The organism is Deinococcus frigens DSM 12807 (assembly GCF_000701425.1).
GTDB classification, from domain to species: Bacteria; Deinococcota; Deinococci; order Deinococcales; family Deinococcaceae; genus Deinococcus; species Deinococcus frigens.
Genome location: NZ_JNIW01000012.1, coordinates 1 through 15,718 on the forward strand (window position 1 = coordinate 1; position 15,718 = coordinate 15,718).

The window sequence follows — 15,718 nt, forward strand, 5'->3', positions numbered from 1 at the left end:
TCTTTTTTCGTTGCCGCTCCACTGTGTGCGAACCAATGCCATGCGTCGTGAATGGTTCTTGTCCATGACGCTGTCATCGAAGATGACATAGCCCCTGTCGCTGAATTGGACGTGTGGGCGCACCTGCGTCCACAGCTCCGCTGCCGTCAGGCGATCTCCTTGCAAGTACCGCTGAACTGCGTCATGAGCAAAATCGTCGATGTGATCGGCAAAATAGGTTTGCGTTCGGTTGATCTGTGTGGCAGCCAAAAACTCGCAGTACCGTTGCCGACTGACTTTTCGAGGTCTTCCCATCAGCTCAGAATCTCAAATTTGTCCAGTTTCGCGTAAGCCCTACTGGCTTTAATCCGTCGCGCCCGCCACTTCCCGGACCAGCTTCTCAACCACTTCCGGCACGCCGTCCCGCACGTCCTTGTGGATGCCGAAATCCTGGGCGATCAATCGGGCCGTTATCTTCGCCGACATCATCACGCTGGGGGTGCCGCCGCCAGGCTGTGCGCCCGCGCCCACCATGTACAGGTTGCCAATGTCCTCGCTACGGTTGTGCGGGCGGAAATACGCGCTCTGGATCAGAACCGGCTCGGGGCCAAATGCGTTACCTAGGTAGCTGTCCAGCGTTCCCTCGAAGTAATCCGGGGTGATGTACTCGCTGTGCGTCAGGCGTTCGCGCAGATTGGGGATGTAGCCGCGCTCTTCCAGAAAGCTGTAGACGCGCTCTACCAGCTTCGGTCCTTCCACTTCCCAGTCCAGGCCGCTGGCATTGTGCGGCACCGGAACCAGGGTGTACGCGGCGTGGTGTCCGGCGGGGGCCAGCGCGGGATCGGTCAGCGTCGGCACATGCAGGTACTGGCTGAAATCGTTGCCCATCACCTTGTGACCGAAGATCTCGGTCAGCAGTTCCTCGTAGCGCGGCCCCAGGATGATGTTGTGGTGGCGCAGGTCCAGCGGACGGGCCGGATCGTCGCGGAAGCCGAAGTAGATCACCAGCAGGCTCATGCTCTGGCGGGCGGCCTTGATGCGCACATCGCTGTTGACCAGGCGGGCGGCGGCTGGAATGCGCCTCAGGTTGGTGTTGGCCCAGTCGCCGTTGCTGACCACGATATCGGCGCGCAGTTCCTCGCCGTTCTCCAGCCGCACACCCCGCGCTGTCCGTTTGAGGGTGAGCCGCTTCACAGGCTGACCGCGCCCGTCCGTGACCAGAATCTCGTCCACGCCCGCGCCCAATCGAAGCTGGCCGCCCAGTTCCTCGAACTTCTGCACAAAGGCGCGCACCAGCGCCCCGGTGCCGCCCATCGCGTAGTGGATACCCCAGGTTTTCTCCACAAAGTGGATCATGGCGTAGATGGCCGGAACGCTCAGGGGATTGCCGCCCACCAGCAATGTCTCGAAGGAAAAGACCTGCCGCATTTTGGAATTGCTGAAATACTTGCTGGTGAACGAGAACAGCGTGCGAACGGCGTCCAGGCGCATCAGATCCGGCACGACGCGCAGCATGGATGCCATGTCGCCAAAGTGCGTGTAGCCCAGTTCCAGAAAGCCGCGCTCGAAGATGGCGCGGGCGTCGGCGTGGAAGCGCTCATAGCCCGCTAGGTCTTCGGGCGCAAGTTCGGAAATCTGGCGGCGGGTGCTCTCGGGATCGCCGTCATAGTCGAAGTAGGTGCCGTCATCAAAATAAATGCGGTAGAAGGGCAGGATCGGCACCAGTTTCACGTAGTCGCGGGTGCGCGGGCCGCCGCTCTCGCCGGACTTGATGCGGGCGTCCTCGGTCAGCGTGTGGGGCGGGTAATCCGGCTGGCCCAGCATGCCCTTATCGCGTTCCAGGGCAAACAGCTCCTCAATAAAGTGCGGCACCGTGATCACGGTAGGTCCCATGTCGAACACATAGCCGTCGTCGGTGCGCTTCTGGTAGGCGCGGCCCCCCGGCGCGTCCAGGCGCTCCAGGATGGTGGTGTCAAAGCCCAGGCTTTGCAGCCGGATGCCCAGCGACAGCCCGCCGATGCCGGAGCCGATGATGATGGCGGTCTTGCGCCTGCTGTTGGAGGAATGAGAGGTGGCAGTCATGCTGCGCCCACTACAGCACGTCCGGGCGCGCGGGTCTGTAGCAACGGGTCAAAGGCAAGAGGAAGCGGAGGCCAATTGCTCTGGCCCCCGCTTAATGTTTGTGGCCAGATCAGCGCACGGTGATGATGAGGTCTGCCGGGCGGATCAGCACGCCGTCGCCGTTGAACACCGAGCGGATGGTGTACGTTCCGGCGGGAACATTCTGGTTCTGATCGTCCTTGCCCTCCCAGCGAATCTTCTGCAACTCGCTTGTCTCGCCGGGAGCCACGTCTGTCCCGACAATCTGCATGGTGCAGATGGCGTCTTTCGGCGTGGTGCGGACCACCTGACCCGCCGCGTTCACGACCTCAAAGCGCACGTCGCACGCGCCGTGTTGCAGCTTGATGGCGCTGCTGCCCGTATTGGTCAGCCGCACGCTCCACGTGTTCGCCTGACCTGCCTGCACGCTCTGCGGTCCCTCCAGTTTGGCGGTGTGGGGCTGCGCCAGCGGCGTGTTGACGGACGGCAGGGTGGTCACGGTGGGGGGCGTCACTGGGGTTGCTGAGGCGGGCGCTGGAGCCGGAGTCGTGCTGGGCCGTGCCGCGCCGCTCTGGGGCAGGACGGGGATGTCCGTGATGCTCATTTGCGCGTGGGCCAGCGTGCCGCCCAGCAGGGCCAGCGTCAACAGCAGAGGTCTCGTCATGCCCCCAGCCTGACGCGCCGCGCCTGATGGGGGGTGAGGACAGGTGAAGAAACGGTCATGTGACCACCGACTTTCAGCGCCACGGCAATCAGCGCAGCAGCTTCAGCATTCCCTGGTACATGGCAAAGAAGGTCTGCTCGTCCAGCGGTTCGGGGCGGTTCCAGGTGGCGCTGATGCACAGCGTCTTGCCCGCCCTGGTGGTGACCTGGGTGGTCAGGTTCAGCACGCCGATCTCGGAGCCGCCCTTGTAGCTGACGCTGGAGAAATCGGCGGGATCGGCGAGGCCGGGATTCAACTGGGTCTCGGGCAACCCTGCCACGTCGGCCAGCAGGTGGCACAGGCGCTGGGGGCTGGCGAACCACTCCACGTCCTGCGCGGTGGTCTTGGCCTGCGCGAAGACCCCGACATTCGGCAGTGGCAGGGTGTCGGCCCGCTTCAAGACCTCGCGCCGCGCGTCCCGGTCCAGTCCCGCAGAACGGTAGGCCCGCAGCAATTCGATGTTGGCGGGATCTTTCAGCACAAAAGCCTCGCGGGTACTGGGCATGGCGGTCTGGCCCAGCCGGGCTTCCACCCCCGCGCGGCCCACGGCCTTCAGCAGCAGATCAGTGGCCGTGTTGTCGCTTACGCTGATCATGCGGGCGGCCAGATCGCGCAGGGTGTATTTGCTTCCGCTGGGCGCGTTCTGCAAAGTTCCGCTGGGCAGGCTCTTGTCAGCGTCGGTCAGCGTGACCTCATCGGTCCACTGTTTCTCGCCGCGCGTGACCTGCGCCTGCAATTCACCCAGAATCGCCAGCTTGAAGGCCGAGCCAATCGCCAGCAACTTGCGGCTGTTCAGATCGGCCAATGGCTGGGGCTGCCCCAGCTCTTGCACCAGCAGACTGACCTGACCAGGCAGGGCAGCGAAGGCGGCGCGGGCCTCGTCCAGACTGGCATACGAGATGTCCGGTGCGACGGGGCGCAACAGCAGGCTCGTGATCAGCCCCTGCTCATCCACAGCGAAGCTGGGCACGTCCAGTTGCCCTTTTTCAAAAGTCAGCCGGAAGCCGTTGTCCTGCGGTTCCACCCTCTGGAGCGGGCCGTTCTCGGTGCGGATGTCTGCAAAATTCCTGGTCAGGTCCGCCGCACTGATCTGGGACAGAAACTCCGGGCTAAAACGCGAAGTGTCCACCGGATCGGTCTTGAACAGCTTTTCAAGGAGGGCAGCCGCCCCCGCCTTTACGCCCTGCGCCGCCGCTGGATCAGCCGCTGCCGCCGCCGGACCCGGCACCGCTCCAAATCCAGTCAGCCGTCCCTGGCCGTCCAGCGAGGCAATGGTGACGATCAGTGTGCCGCGCTCGTAGACGGCCAGCGGGCGCTCCTGAAAGGTATCCAGCCGCACGAACTTGCCAAACTGCGTGGGCAGGCTCCTGAGCTGGGCGGCAAGGGTCCCGAACGGCACCTGCGCCAGAAAGTCCGGCGAGAACCACTCCGCCCTGATCTCCGGGGCCGAGAGCAGGCGGGTCAGCGCCTCCGTCTGCGTCATGGTCTGCGCCTGTGCCGGGGCAGAGGCGATCAACGCGATGCTGGTGGTCAGGGTCAACAGTGATCTGTTCATGCCAGTGAATACGAGATGACTGCCGTAGCGGTTGCGTATCTTACACTTCACGCGCCCCTTGATTGTCTGCCTTTCCTCGCCGCCCCGTATGCCGTAAACTGAACCCATGATCCGCTCTGCGCTTACCACCAGGGGACCCCGCGACTAGCCCACGCTAGAGCGCCTGTCCCCGGCTGTGTCACGCCGGGGCTTTTTTTGGTCCCCGCCCAATTTTTCAGATGCCCGGTCCCTTAGACCCTCAGAATTTTAGACCCTTAGACCTCCGCAGGAGCATCCCATGACCCAGACCGATGAAACCCCCATCTCAATCAACGAACCCAATATTCAGGAACCCAGGGCCGAACGCTACAATCCCCACGCCATCGAGCAGAAGTGGCAGGACCGCTGGGCCGAGGAAGGGCTGTACCGCTTCGACGAGAACGCGCCCGGCGAGAAATTCTACGCGCTGACCATGTTCCCGTATCCCAGTGGCAACCTGCACATCGGACACTGGTACGCCAATGTTGCCCCGGATGCCCGCGCCCGCTGGATGCGGATGCGCGGTTACAACGTGCTGTTTCCGATGGGCTTTGACGCCTTTGGCCTGCCCGCCGAGAATGCGGCGATCAAGAACAACGTGGACCCGGCCAAATGGACCTACAGCAACATTGAAAGCATGACGGGGCAGTTTCAGCGCATGGGAACCATGATCGACTGGAGCCGCCAGTTCGCCACCTCTGATCCGGAGTATTACCGCTGGAACCAGTGGTTCTTCACCGAGTTCTTCAAGCGCGGCCTGGCCTACAAGAAGGGTGGTCTGGTCAACTGGTGTCCCAAAGACCAGACCGTGCTGGCCAACGAACAGGTGGTGGGCGGCGCGTGCGAACGCTGCGGAACGCCCGTGGAGCGCCGCAACCTGAACCAGTGGTACCTGAGAATCACCGACTATGCCGACGAACTGCTGGACTTTTCCGATACCGATATGCCCGAGCGCGTGCGGGCCATGCAGACCAACTGGATCGGCAAATCGGTGGGTGCGGAAATCGTCTTCGACACCCCTGCCGGGCCGGAAACCGTGTTCACCACGCGGCCCGATACCATCATGGGCGCAACCTTTCTGGTGCTGGCCCCCGAACACGCCAAGGTGGCCGAACTGACCACTGACGGGCAGCGCGCCGAAGTAGAGGCGTATATCGCGGCGGCGGGCCGCAAGACCGATGTGGAGCGCCAGCAGGACGTGGGCGAGAAGACCGGCGTATTCACCGGCAGCTTTGCCACCCATCCCATCGGCGGCCATCAAGTGCCGATCTGGGTGGCCGATTACGTGCTGGTCACCTACGGCACGGGTTCAATCATGGCCGTCCCCGCCCACGACGAGCGCGACTTTGCCTTCGCCCGCAAATTTGGCCTGGACATCACCGAAGTGATTCGCGCCGAGGGGGCCGGGCCGATGGGCGCGGACGCGGAGGGGGCTTACAGCGGCCCCGGCGTGATCGTCAACAGCGGCGAATTTGACGGTCTGCCCGGCGGCAAGGTCAGCATTGACGCTGTGACTGAAAAGCTGGAGGCGTCAGGCGTGGCGAGGGCCAAGACTACCTACCGCCTGCGCGACTGGCTGCTGGCCCGGCAGCGCTACTGGGGAACCCCCGTTCCCATCGTCTACTGCCCCGAACACGGCGCTCAGCCCGTCCCTGCCGATCAATTGCCCGTTACGCTGCCCAAATTCAAGGGCTTCACGGCCAGCGGGCAGAGTCCCTTGAAACTGGACCGCGAATGGGTGCAGACCACCTGCCCGGTCTGCGGCGGCCCAGCCGAGCGCGACACCGACACCATGGACACCTTCGTGGACAGCAGTTGGTACATGTACCGCTTCCTGTCGCCGCACGATGACAAACATCCCTTTGACCCGGCCAGGGCCAACCTGCTGCCTGTGGACCTGTACACCGGGGGCATCGAGCACGCCATCCTGCACCTGCTGTACAGCCGGTTCTGGACCAAGGTGATGCGCGACATGGGCCTGACCACCCAGAACGAGCCGTTCGCGTGGCTGCGAAACCAGGGCATCATCCTGGGCGAGGACGGCGAGAAGATGAGCAAGTCGCGCGGCAACGTCGTGGACCCCGACGATCTGGTGCGCGAGTACGGCGTGGACACGGTGCGGACCTACCTGCTGTTCATCGCTCCGTGGGAGGTGGGCGGCCCCTGGGACCCGCAAGGGATCAACGGCCCCTCCAAGTGGCTGGCCCGCGTGTGGAACGTATTCTTCGGCGAGCGCACGGCGGGACCGGACGAGGCCGTAAGCGTGGCTGACCTGCGCTACGGCGTCCACAGCACCCTGAAAAAAGTCACCGGCGACTTCGACCGCCTGAGCTTCAACACCATCGTGGCCGCGCTGATGGAGCTGACCAATATTCTGGTCCGCGCCCGCCGCTCGCCCGCCTACGTCACCCCCGAATGGGACGAGGCGCTGAACATCTTCAACTTGATGCTGGCTCCGGTGGTCCCCCACATCGCCGAGGAAATCTGGCACGAGCGGGGCAAAGAGGGCAGCGTGCATGTCGAGTCCTGGCCCGCCACCGACGAGGCCGCTGCCGTTCGCGACACCGTGACCATCGGCGTGCAGGTGGGCGGCAAGGTGCGCGGTCAGGTCAGCATTTCCAAGACCGCCACCCAGGACGAGGCCCTGGCCGCCGCCCGCGCCGAAACGGATGTGGCCCGCTTCATTGAGGGCAAAACGCTGGTTAAGGAGATTTACGTGCCGGGGCGGATCATCAATATCGTGGTGAAGTAAAAAAACTTGTGGCGCCGCTCTGGAGCCTGTGCCGGAGCGCCGTTCTCGATTGATGGTCCAGAGTCAATCTGTATTCCCTCACCTCACGGTAAGGTCAGCACCCGAACGTTGCCGTCCTTCGCGCTTAAATAATTCAACAATTTCCCGGTCGGGCTGATGTTCCAGTCGCCCTGCCGCACCTGATCGCCCAGATCGCCCAGCGTGTTCCAGGCGTTCGCCCTCACGTTGTACTGCCGCAAAATGTGCGCGCCGCCGCCCGGCTTCAGCGGAATCAGCACGAAGCGCCCCGCGTCGCGCCAGCGGTAGGACCCGTAATCGCCCATCTCGGTGGGGGAGCCGCCCGCCGTGCTTTGCAGCCACAGGCCGTTTCTCGCGGCGCTGTCGAAAGAAATCGTGTACAGCACCCGCGCCCCGTCCGGGCTGAGGCTGATGCCCCGGAAGCCCAGCGCTGTCCGCAGGGTCTTTTTTGCGCCGCTGCGAATGTTGAGCGTGAACAGCTCCCGGTCCCGGTTGCCCGGCGCGCTCTTGCCCGACAGCAGCAGCGTGTCGTCGTCCACCCAGCCGCTGACGCCGCCGCCGTAGAGGGTGGCGACAGTGCGCGGAGAACCGAAGGCATCGGCCACATAGACTCGGGTGGCGCGGCGGTCATAGTTGCCGCTGGTGTCGCTGCGGGTGTAGGCCAGACCCGTCTCGGCGTCGTTCCAGCTCACGTCCGCGCCGTAGGTGGGCAGCGTGAAGCGTTTGCCGTCGGCCAGCCGCTCCAGCACCGTGGCTTCACCGGGGCCGGGCCGCACCGCCCAGCGCAGTTTGGGCGAGAAATAGGCGACGCTTGAAAACCGGCGCGTGACCTCGCCCCCCGTGGCCGCCACCTGATAGAAGCCGGTGCTGGCGCGGGTGGGCGGGCCGTCCAGAAACAGCAGCGCTCCCGAATCCGGCGTCCAGACTGTGCCGGGGCAGCACTCGCCGCCCAGCACAGCGCGGGAAGGGAGGGTGGCGGCCAGGGCAGACGCGCCCGCGAGAACGGCGGTCAGCAGCAGCCCCCTCACCGCGCGCCTCCTGGAGCGATGGGCCAGGGGTTGGCGAATTCGTTGAGCAGGCGGCCCCCACGCAGGGCGGCGGGTTGCGAGTCCGGCGATTGCCACTTGCGCGGCGCACTCAGGTCGTATTCGTAGCCGCGCCCGAAGCTGCCCGCCAGTGCCAGCGTGTTCCAGTCGGCATTCAAGTACGGCAGTGGGTTGAAAAAACGCTGGTGCGCCCGGTCCCGCAGCTCCAGATGCAGATGCGGCGCGCTGATGCACGTTCCCTGCGAGTCGCCGCTCTGCCCGATCACCTGCCCGCGTGTGACCTTCTGGCCAGGCCGCAACGAAGCCCGCTGGAGCAGATGTCCGTACAGGCTGCTCAGGTTGCCCGCGTGGTCAATCACGACGTTGTGCGGGGGGCTGCCGTGCGGGCCGTCCACCTCGGCCACCACGCCGTCGCCGATGGCGCGCACCGGGGTGCTGCACGGCGCGCTGAAATCCAGCCCGGCGCGCTGAAATCCAGCCCGGCGTGGATGCCCTGCAAGTTGCCGTAGGTGCTGCGCCGCTGACGGTACGCGCCGGTGGTGTTGCCGTAAGCCTGGCCCAGCAGCCAGGAGTCGGGGCCGGGCGCGCCCGCGAAGGGCAGCCCAAATTGCCGCGCAGGTTGGGCGACGGCGCTCAGGGGCAGGGCTGGAGCGTAATGGGCTGCGGCCAGGGAGGTCAGCAGCAGGCCGCACAGGGCAGCCCACGCTGTCTGCGGGCCGCGCTGCGGAATAGAGGCGGGAGAGGCCATACGCGATCTTGACTTCATTCGCCGTGTAGAGGCGTGCCTGCGCCTACGGTTGGGGGTTGCGGCTCCGCGTGGTTCAGACCTCTGCCTCCCGCTGCGCCGCGCCGGGTCTACTCTGAGCGGCATGACCCAGATGGCCCCTGAAACTCAGCGCCACGCCGCGCCCGCCGCCCACGTCCCGCTGAACCGCGAACGCCTGATCGCCCCCGGCCCGGTGGAGGTGGACCCCCGCGTATTGCTGGAGCTGGCGCAGCCGCAGATGCACCACCGCAGCCGCGCCGCCGTGGACAAGTTGCTGGAGGCGCGGCAGAAGCTGACCCGCCTTCTGGGCGATCCCTACGAAGCGGTGATCACCACCAGCAGCGGCACCGGGGCCTTCGAGGGCGCGCTGGTCAGCACCACGCCCGCCGGGGCGAAGGTGGTCAATGCCCAGGCCGGGAAATTCAGCGAACGCTGGGGCGACATGGCCGGGCGCTTCGGCTACGACGTGGGGATCGTGGCCCGTCCCTGGGGCGAACTGCTTGAGCCAGATGAGGTGGCAGATGCCAGCCGTGACGCCCACACCCTGCTGATCACCCACAGCGAGACCAGCACCGGGGCGCTGCACGATCTGGGGACAATTGCGCGGGCTGCCAAGGCGCAGAACCCTGGTCTGATCGTCATCGCCGACTGCGTGACCAGTTACGGCGTGGCGGAGTTGCGGCCCGCCGCGTGGGGCGTGGACGTGATCGTGTCGGGCAGCCAGAAGGGCACGGCCACCCCGCCGGGCCTGGGCTTCGTGCTGTTCAGCCCGGAAGTGCAGGCGCGCATGGTGCAGAACAGCGCCCACGGCTACTACCTGGACCTGACCCGCGAACTGAAGGGACAACAGGCGGGCAACACCCCCCAGACCCCTGCCATCAACCTGATCTACGCCCTGTCTGCCGCGCTGGACCGCCCGCTCAGCGTGCCGCTGGAAGTGCTGTGGGCCGAGCAGCAGCGCAAGGCCGACGCCTTGATTGCCGCCGGGACCGCGCTGGGCTGCCCATCCTGGACCGCGCGCCCCAGCCCCGCCGTCGCCGTCCTGAAAGCGCCCGAGGGCCTGACGGGCCGTCAGATCGCCGCCGTCCTGACTGGCATGGGCCAGCGCGCCCTGGCGGGCCAGGCCCCCCACGAAGACGCCGTGTTCCGCGTCAGCACGATGGGCCACGCGGACCGTTACGACGCTCTGGGTATCGCCGGAATGCTGGAAGATGCCTTTGCGGCTCTGGGCCACGGCTTCGAGCGGGGGGTGGCGGTGTCGGCGGCGTGGGCGGCGCTGACATAGGGGCGACGTCCGAAGGCCGGCAAGATTCAAGCTCACCTCCAGCGTTCAGACCCTTCGACTTTTAGACGGCGAGGTCTAATCCAGCACAGTCATCCCCGAATCCTTCACCCGCTGCCTGACATTCTCCGTTCCCTTGCCACCGACGCGGATCACGAAGCGGCGGTGACCATCCCGGCCATCGTAGGTGGCGACGCTGATGATATTGCTGGGCATGATCGCCTGGGTGGCCCTTTCCAGGCTGCCGGGGGTGTCGGGCATTTCCAGCGTGATGCGCGGACCGCCCTCACGCATGCCCAGAATCTCGGTGAACGCCCGCAGCACGTCCATGGTGGTAATGATGCCGCTCAGCTTGCCGCTGTCGTCCAGCACCGGCAGGCCGCCCACGTGGTGCTCCTGCATACGCAGGGCGGCGTCTTCCATGTACTCGCCCTCGGCAGCCGTGATCACGGGCCGGGCCATCATCTCGGCCACCGTCAGCTTGCTCAGCAGGTAATTCAGCTCCCACACGCTCAGGGTGGTGGCCTTGCTGGGCATGGCGTCTTTAAGGTCTTTGCGGGTGGTAATGCCGATCAGTTTGCCCCCCTCCATCACCGGCAGGCGGCGGAAGTTGCCCTCCTTGAGGATCTTCAGCGCGTCCATCACGGGCGTACCGGGGGTCACGGTCACGGGATCACGGGTCATCCAGTCGCGTACAAGCATGTAAATAATCTACTGGATTGCGCCTGTGCCGAGATCAGGCCAATGTCCTGTGCTGGCTGGTTCGCCAGAACGGCTCCGCCGGGGGAGAAGCCCCTACAGCACCAAGACCCCATGATGCTTGGCCTTGTCCTGCGGCTCTACATGAATGGTAATGCTGCTGTCGGGCATCTCGGCGCGGATGGCGTCTTCCAGGCGGTCACAGATGGCGTGGGCCTCCTGCACGGCCATCTCGCCGGGCACCACCATGTGGAACTCGATGAAGGCCAACTGCCCGGCGTGGCGGGTCCGCAGATCGTGCATTTCCAGCGCGCCGTCGCCGTGTTCGCTCATTACGTGGCGGATGCGGGCCTCGGTCTGCGGGTCCACGGCGGCGTCCATCAGACCGCCCACGCTCTCACGGACCAGGCCAAAACCGCTCCACAGGATGTTGGCCGCCACCAGCAGCGCCAGCGCCGGGTCCAGCCAGGTCACTCCGGTCAGCTTGGCGGCCAGCACGCCCAGCAGCACGCCCACGCTGGTCAGCACATCGGTCTTCAGGTGCCGTCCGTCGGCCAGCAGCGCCGGGGAGCGCAACTCGGCCCCCATGCGCAGCAGCCGCGCGGCCCACAGCGCGTTGACCACGCCCGCCGCCAGATTGACCAGCAGCCCCGCGTAGGGCGCGTCCAGCTCGCGCGGGTTCATCAGCCCCCCAATCGCCTCGCGCCCGATGCTCAGGGCGGCCAGCACGATCAGCACGCCCTCGGCCACCGCGCTGAAATACTCTGCCTTGGTGTGGCCGTAGGGGTGGTTCTGGTCGGCAGGCAGAGCCGCCACGCGCAGCGCGACGAAGGCCGCCAGCGCCGCCGCCACGTTGACCACGCTCTCCAGCGCGTCCGAGTACAGCGCCACGCTGCCGGTCATCAGGTAGGCCACGAACTTCAGGCCCAGCACCACGCAGGCCACTCCCACCGTCCACAGCGCCAGCCGCGCCGCCCGTCCGGCCCCCTGCTGCCGGGGCGTGGTGCGGGGAGGGAACGGCGCGCTCATGCCCGAAGATTAACAGGGTTAGGCACGGCAAAAGGCGTGGTGGGGGGATGAAACTGGCCCGGAGACAGTCCAGAAGATGAGGTTTGGACGTGCCTCGCTCCAGCCCAGAACCAGCCCAAAATCAGCTCAGAACCAGTGCAAATACCAAGAGGTCATCTGGGCGCGGCGGTCTTCATAAAGTGCCGATCAGATGGGGGGGGGTGGCCCAGGTTGCCAGTCTCAAAAGTGCCCTCTGGCACGCGCGTCAGCCGCCCGTCATGCTGCTGATCGTAAGCTGAAGCACCATTAACGTTCCCCCCCTGCGCCCTCATGGCCCGTCATGTTGTCCGGCTTAACCTGCTTCTCGGAGGTACTACCCGTGAAGAAACTCTTGATGATTCCGGCAGCCCTGCTGCTGTCCACCGCCGCCGCCGCCCCCAAAATCAGCGCCCAAAGCATCATCGTGAACCCCACCCAGCCTGACCTGAGCGTCAGCGTGCGGATCAACAAGGACACCACCGGCAACCAGAACCCGGCCTACAAGGTCGATGAGAACGCCGTAATTACCGCCACCGTCAACCGGGACGCCTACGTGTACCTGTTCAACGTCAACCCCGACGGCAGCGTGGACCAGATCTTGCCCAATCGCCTGAGCGACAGCAACTTCGTCAAGGCCGGGGCCACCAAGAGCTTCCCCGAAGCGGGCGACAACTTCAAGTTCACCATCGCTGGCCCCATCGGACAGAACAAGGTGCTGGCCCTGGCGAGCCTGACGCCTCTGAAGCTGGACCAGATCAGCTCCTTCAAGACCGGTCAGGACCAGTTCGCCACCGTCAACGCCAAGAGCCAGGCCGGGCTGGCGCAGGCCCTGAGCATCGTGGTCACGCCGATTCCCCAGAACTCCTGGGTGTCTGATACGGCCTTTTACACTGTGGCCGCCGTGAACCCGGTCAGCACCGGCAGCCTGTTCGTGGGTGCCAACGTGGACAACGCCACCGTGATCCTGAACGGCCAGCGGCTGGGCGGCGCGAACGTCACCTACAACAACCTGCGCCCCGGCAGCTACCCGGTCCGCATCCAGGCCCCTGGTTACAATGACATCTCCACCACGGTTGCCATCCGCGCCGGCACCACCACCAACCTGAACGCCGAGTTCGTCGCTGTGGTGGTCACCCCGCCCGCGCCCACCCGGCTCACCATCTCCATTCGCAGCAACCTGAACAATGCCCGCGTGTTCGTGGACGGCCAGGAGGCCGGCACCGTCCGCAATGGCACCCTGAGTGTGCAGGTGGACCGGGGCAGCCACGAAATCGTGATGATCGCTCCGGGCTACCGCACCTTCCTGAGCACCTACAACGTGACCACCAACGGTCAGATCACCATCAACCCCACCCGCTAAATTGGCCCCTGTGGTTGTGATCCCCCGCCGAAGAGGCGGGGGTTTTTCTGTGGTTTGGCCCTTAAATCCCCGGCGGTCTACCGTGGTCCCGTGGTCAGCAGATCGCGCAGCACCCGCGCAGTCATGCCCCAGATGTCGTGGCCCTGCCAGGGATAGCGGTACAGCACCGCCAGTTGCCCGTCGGGCATGCGGCGGGTCTCGCGCGTGGGCGTCAGGGCGCGCAGTTCCGAGAGCGGGGGCAGTAAGAGTTGGGCCACCTCGCCGGACAGCCGCAGCAACGGTTGGGCCGGAATTCGCGTCAGCACGGGTGTGACGTGAAAGCCCGCCGGGGTGTACACGTCGTCCATCTCGCCCAGCACGGTCACGGCGGCGGGGTCCAGGCCCACCTCCTCCCACGCCTCGCGCACGGCCCCGGCCACCACGCCCTCCCCAGATTCCAGGCTGCCGCCCGGAAAGGCGATCTGGCCCCGGTGGGTGGGCAATTCCGAGGACCGCACGGTGAGCAGCACGCGTGGGTCCACCTCGCGGGTCAGGGCCACCAGCACGGCGGCGCGGCGGTACTCGGGCAGGTGCAGCGGCTGGCGGCGGCGCGCGGACAGCCAGCCCTCCCAGGGGTCAGGCTCCAGTCCTGTGCGGGCATCTTCGAGCAGCGAAACGTCCAGCGGATCGGTCATGCGGTCCCGGTCATGCAGCCTCGGTCATGGCGCCGGGGTGGCGTCGGGCAGGCCCTGAAGCATGCGTGTGGTGTGGTCCCGCAGCGCCAGTTCGGGGTCCACGCCGCTCGCACGTGCCCACGCCACCACGGCGGCCAGGACCTCCGCAACGCCCTGCGGCGAGTCGGAGGCGACCTCCAAAACTCCGGTCACCTGTTGCCGACTGCCCTGAGTGCCCGTCAGTTTCTGCGCCGTCCCCTCGCGGGCCAGCGCGCCCAGGGCAGACGGCACCCGGTCCAGCGCGCGGCGGGGTTGGCCGCCCTGTTCTGCCGCCTTGATGGCCTGCCAGTTGCGGACCACCTCGGCGCTGCCGCTGACCCGCGTGGTCCCGAAGACATGCGGGTGCCGCCGCACCAGCTTTTGCACGATGGCCCCCTCCACATCCGCGTAACTGAAGGTGCCCTGTTCCTCGGCAATGACGCTGTGGAAGGCCACTTGAAGCAGCACGTCGCCCAGTTCCCCGGCCAGTTCCGCCGGGCTGCCGCCGTCAATGGCGTCCACGGCCTCCGCCGCTTCCTCTAACAGGTAAGGGCGCAGCGAGGCGTGGGTCTGCTCGGCGTCCCAGGGGCAGCCGTTCGGGGCGCGCAGGCGGCGCATGGTGTTCAGCAGGTCCTGCATGCGGGCCACTGTAGCGCCTGGGTCTGGTTTTTGACCGTGGGCCAGTGGCATCCGCCTCATGCCCGCTTCACGAGGCGTCAGGCGGGATGTGCTGCACTGTAGGCATGAAGCCCCAGACCACTCTCGCGCCCGCCGCGCTGCTGACCACCCTGCTGCTGGCGGCCCAGGCCCAGACATCCGCGCAGACTGCCGCTACGGCGCTGCCCGCCCCGTGGACCACGGCCCGGCTGGCCACGGCCACCTACGTGATTCTGGACCCACAGATGACCGGCCCCAGCCTGATCGGCGGCAGCGATCAGAGCAGCGTGCTGGCCGCCATGCGCCGGGATTCGGGCGGGGCGCTCAAGCGGCGGTATCCGGGGGCTACGATCAGCGCCGACGCCGCCAATCCCCAGGCCATCCGCGTGACCCCGGTGCTGAAGACCCCCTCCGCGCTGCTGCCGTGGCTGAAACTGACTGCCCGCCTGGATTTTGCGCTACCCGAGGGCGAGCGGATCAGCGTGGGGCAGGATTTTACCCTGTGGGACGTCTACCAGCACCGGGCCGAGGCCGCCAACTTCGTGTATGACCAGTTGGCCCAGCGCCTGCCCTGAGCAGGGGGCGGTGCTGCCAGCACTGCCGCCGATCACGCTGTCACTCTTCTTCACTCCACTCTCCTGTTTTTGCCCACCCACCGCCCACTCATGGCATGTGCCGGGGCCAGGACTCCGGGGAGGCTTGAGATGAATAGAACGGCATATTTGAGACGTTGCATGGTCATTAGCCTGCGGCACCGCGCCATCTGGATTCTGGTGGGAGGGCTGGCCGGATTGACCCTGGCCACCGTCTTGGGGCTGCGAGCGCCGTGGTGGATCGTGCTGGCCCTGCTGGGGGCCGGACTGATTGCTGCGTCAATAGCCGCCAGCTCCTCCCTGCGGCATGCGGCGGACCCGGAGCTTCAAGCCGAATATACGGTCCCGGACTCCTCTCAACGCAACGATCGACCGCGTTGAAACCCATGATTGCGTTGAAACCCACGACTGCGCCCGTTCGTACTGCGCCCGTTCATTCAGTGGCCGGACG

The 15,718-nt window shown here is 65.9% G+C and carries 15 protein-coding genes and 1 pseudogene; 5 read left to right on the top strand and 11 right to left on the bottom strand.

The features are described from left to right. The 4 genes and pseudogenes from Q322_RS24115 to Q322_RS0106210 form a co-directional block, all read right to left on the bottom strand. Positions 1-249: pseudogene (locus tag Q322_RS24115) on the bottom strand (hypothetical protein); the annotation flags it as partial. Between the two features lie 93 nt (positions 250-342). Further along, the gene (gene crtI / locus Q322_RS0106200) at positions 343-2,061 is read right to left on the bottom strand and encodes a phytoene desaturase family protein (RefSeq protein ID WP_029476927.1); all 1,719 of its coding nucleotides are present in this window, start codon (positions 2,059-2,061) and stop codon (positions 343-345) included. 109 nt (positions 2,062-2,170) lie between these two features. Then, complete coding sequence (locus Q322_RS0106205) at positions 2,171-2,743, bottom strand: BsuPI-related putative proteinase inhibitor (protein ID WP_029476928.1); 573 nt, start codon at positions 2,741-2,743, stop codon at positions 2,171-2,173. 88 nt (positions 2,744-2,831) lie between these two features. Further along, positions 2,832-4,337: a serine hydrolase gene (locus Q322_RS0106210; RefSeq protein WP_029476930.1), complete on the bottom strand. Its 1,506-nt coding sequence runs from the start codon at positions 4,335-4,337 to the stop codon at positions 2,832-2,834. A gap of 277 nt (positions 4,338-4,614) precedes the next feature. Here Q322_RS0106210 and leuS point away from each other — a divergent pair, with 277 nt between their 5' ends. After that, entirely contained in the window at positions 4,615-7,107 is a 2,493-nt protein-coding gene (gene leuS / locus Q322_RS0106215; protein WP_051668289.1) for a leucine--tRNA ligase, read from the top strand. Between the two features lie 83 nt (positions 7,108-7,190). Here leuS and Q322_RS0106220 read toward each other — a convergent pair whose 3' ends face one another. Genes Q322_RS0106220 through Q322_RS24455 form a run of 3 tightly spaced genes read right to left on the bottom strand, consistent with a single transcriptional unit; the run spans position 7,191 to position 8,919 of the window. Beyond that, a complete protein-coding gene (locus tag Q322_RS0106220) occupies positions 7,191-8,153 on the bottom strand; it encodes a hypothetical protein (protein WP_029476932.1) in 963 nt (320 codons plus the stop codon). Further along, on the bottom strand, positions 8,150-8,599 hold the full coding sequence (locus Q322_RS24450; protein WP_245593163.1) for a M23 family metallopeptidase: 450 nt from the start codon (positions 8,597-8,599) through the stop codon (positions 8,150-8,152). The genes Q322_RS0106220 and Q322_RS24450 overlap by 4 nt, the downstream gene beginning before the upstream one ends. Further along, the gene (locus Q322_RS24455; RefSeq protein ID WP_245593164.1) at positions 8,527-8,919 is read right to left on the bottom strand and encodes a hypothetical protein; all 393 of its coding nucleotides are present in this window, start codon (positions 8,917-8,919) and stop codon (positions 8,527-8,529) included. The genes Q322_RS24450 and Q322_RS24455 overlap by 73 nt, the downstream gene beginning before the upstream one ends. 121 nt (positions 8,920-9,040) lie before the next feature. On the opposite strand from Q322_RS24455, the gene Q322_RS0106230 reads away from it, so the two are divergent. Then, positions 9,041-10,222: an aminotransferase class V-fold PLP-dependent enzyme gene (locus Q322_RS0106230; protein ID WP_245593165.1), complete on the top strand. Its 1,182-nt coding sequence runs from the start codon at positions 9,041-9,043 to the stop codon at positions 10,220-10,222. Between the two features lie 75 nt (positions 10,223-10,297). Here the strand turns inward: Q322_RS0106230 and Q322_RS0106235 are convergent, their stop codons facing one another. Both Q322_RS0106235 and mntE read right to left on the bottom strand, forming a co-directional pair. After that, positions 10,298-10,921, bottom strand: a complete 624-nt coding sequence (locus tag Q322_RS0106235) for a CBS and ACT domain-containing protein (RefSeq protein WP_029476935.1) — start codon at positions 10,919-10,921, stop codon at positions 10,298-10,300. A gap of 93 nt (positions 10,922-11,014) precedes the next feature. Beyond that, positions 11,015-11,947, bottom strand: a complete 933-nt coding sequence (mntE, locus tag Q322_RS0106240) for a manganese efflux transporter MntE (RefSeq protein ID WP_084147838.1) — start codon at positions 11,945-11,947, stop codon at positions 11,015-11,017. 358 nt (positions 11,948-12,305) lie between these two features. Here mntE and Q322_RS0106245 point away from each other — a divergent pair, with 358 nt between their 5' ends. After that, on the top strand, positions 12,306-13,325 hold the full coding sequence (locus Q322_RS0106245; protein WP_029476938.1) for a DUF4384 domain-containing protein: 1,020 nt from the start codon (positions 12,306-12,308) through the stop codon (positions 13,323-13,325). Between the two features lie 77 nt (positions 13,326-13,402). Here the strand turns inward: Q322_RS0106245 and Q322_RS0106250 are convergent, their stop codons facing one another. Beyond that, the gene (locus Q322_RS0106250; protein ID WP_029476939.1) at positions 13,403-13,999 is read right to left on the bottom strand and encodes an NUDIX hydrolase; all 597 of its coding nucleotides are present in this window, start codon (positions 13,997-13,999) and stop codon (positions 13,403-13,405) included. A 24-nt stretch (positions 14,000-14,023) separates the two neighbouring features. Beyond that, positions 14,024-14,656: a MazG family protein gene (locus Q322_RS0106255; protein WP_029476940.1), complete on the bottom strand. Its 633-nt coding sequence runs from the start codon at positions 14,654-14,656 to the stop codon at positions 14,024-14,026. A gap of 104 nt (positions 14,657-14,760) precedes the next feature. Between Q322_RS0106255 and Q322_RS0106260 the strand changes: the two genes are divergently transcribed. Beyond that, positions 14,761-15,249, top strand: a complete 489-nt coding sequence (locus Q322_RS0106260) for a hypothetical protein (RefSeq protein ID WP_051668290.1) — start codon at positions 14,761-14,763, stop codon at positions 15,247-15,249. A gap of 159 nt (positions 15,250-15,408) precedes the next feature. Then, positions 15,409-15,648 carry a hypothetical protein gene (locus Q322_RS0106265; protein ID WP_029476943.1) on the top strand — a complete coding sequence of 80 codons (240 nt, stop codon included), beginning with the start codon at positions 15,409-15,411 and terminating at the stop codon, positions 15,646-15,648. Positions 15,649-15,718: the final 70 nt, after the last annotated feature.

What these genes read in the sequence shown, in the direction of transcription:
- Q322_RS0106260 (WP_051668290.1), top strand. Translation starts at nt 14,761, where the DNA reads ATGAAGCCCCAGACCACTCTCGCGCCCGCCGCGCTGCTGACCACCCTG.
- Q322_RS24455 (WP_245593164.1), bottom strand. Translation starts at nt 8,919, where the DNA reads ATGGCCTCTCCCGCCTCTATTCCGCAGCGCGGCCCGCAGACAGCGTGG.
- leuS (WP_051668289.1), top strand. Translation starts at nt 4,615, where the DNA reads ATGACCCAGACCGATGAAACCCCCATCTCAATCAACGAACCCAATATT.
- mntE (WP_084147838.1), bottom strand. Translation starts at nt 11,947, where the DNA reads ATGAGCGCGCCGTTCCCTCCCCGCACCACGCCCCGGCAGCAGGGGGCC.
- Q322_RS0106205 (WP_029476928.1), bottom strand. Translation starts at nt 2,743, where the DNA reads ATGACGAGACCTCTGCTGTTGACGCTGGCCCTGCTGGGCGGCACGCTG.
- Q322_RS0106230 (WP_245593165.1), top strand. Translation starts at nt 9,041, where the DNA reads ATGACCCAGATGGCCCCTGAAACTCAGCGCCACGCCGCGCCCGCCGCC.
- Q322_RS0106265 (WP_029476943.1), top strand. Translation starts at nt 15,409, where the DNA reads ATGGTCATTAGCCTGCGGCACCGCGCCATCTGGATTCTGGTGGGAGGG.
- Q322_RS0106210 (WP_029476930.1), bottom strand. Translation starts at nt 4,337, where the DNA reads ATGAACAGATCACTGTTGACCCTGACCACCAGCATCGCGTTGATCGCC.
- crtI (WP_029476927.1), bottom strand. Translation starts at nt 2,061, where the DNA reads ATGACTGCCACCTCTCATTCCTCCAACAGCAGGCGCAAGACCGCCATC.
- Q322_RS0106250 (WP_029476939.1), bottom strand. Translation starts at nt 13,999, where the DNA reads ATGACCGATCCGCTGGACGTTTCGCTGCTCGAAGATGCCCGCACAGGA.
- Q322_RS0106255 (WP_029476940.1), bottom strand. Translation starts at nt 14,656, where the DNA reads ATGCAGGACCTGCTGAACACCATGCGCCGCCTGCGCGCCCCGAACGGC.
- Q322_RS0106235 (WP_029476935.1), bottom strand. Translation starts at nt 10,921, where the DNA reads ATGCTTGTACGCGACTGGATGACCCGTGATCCCGTGACCGTGACCCCC.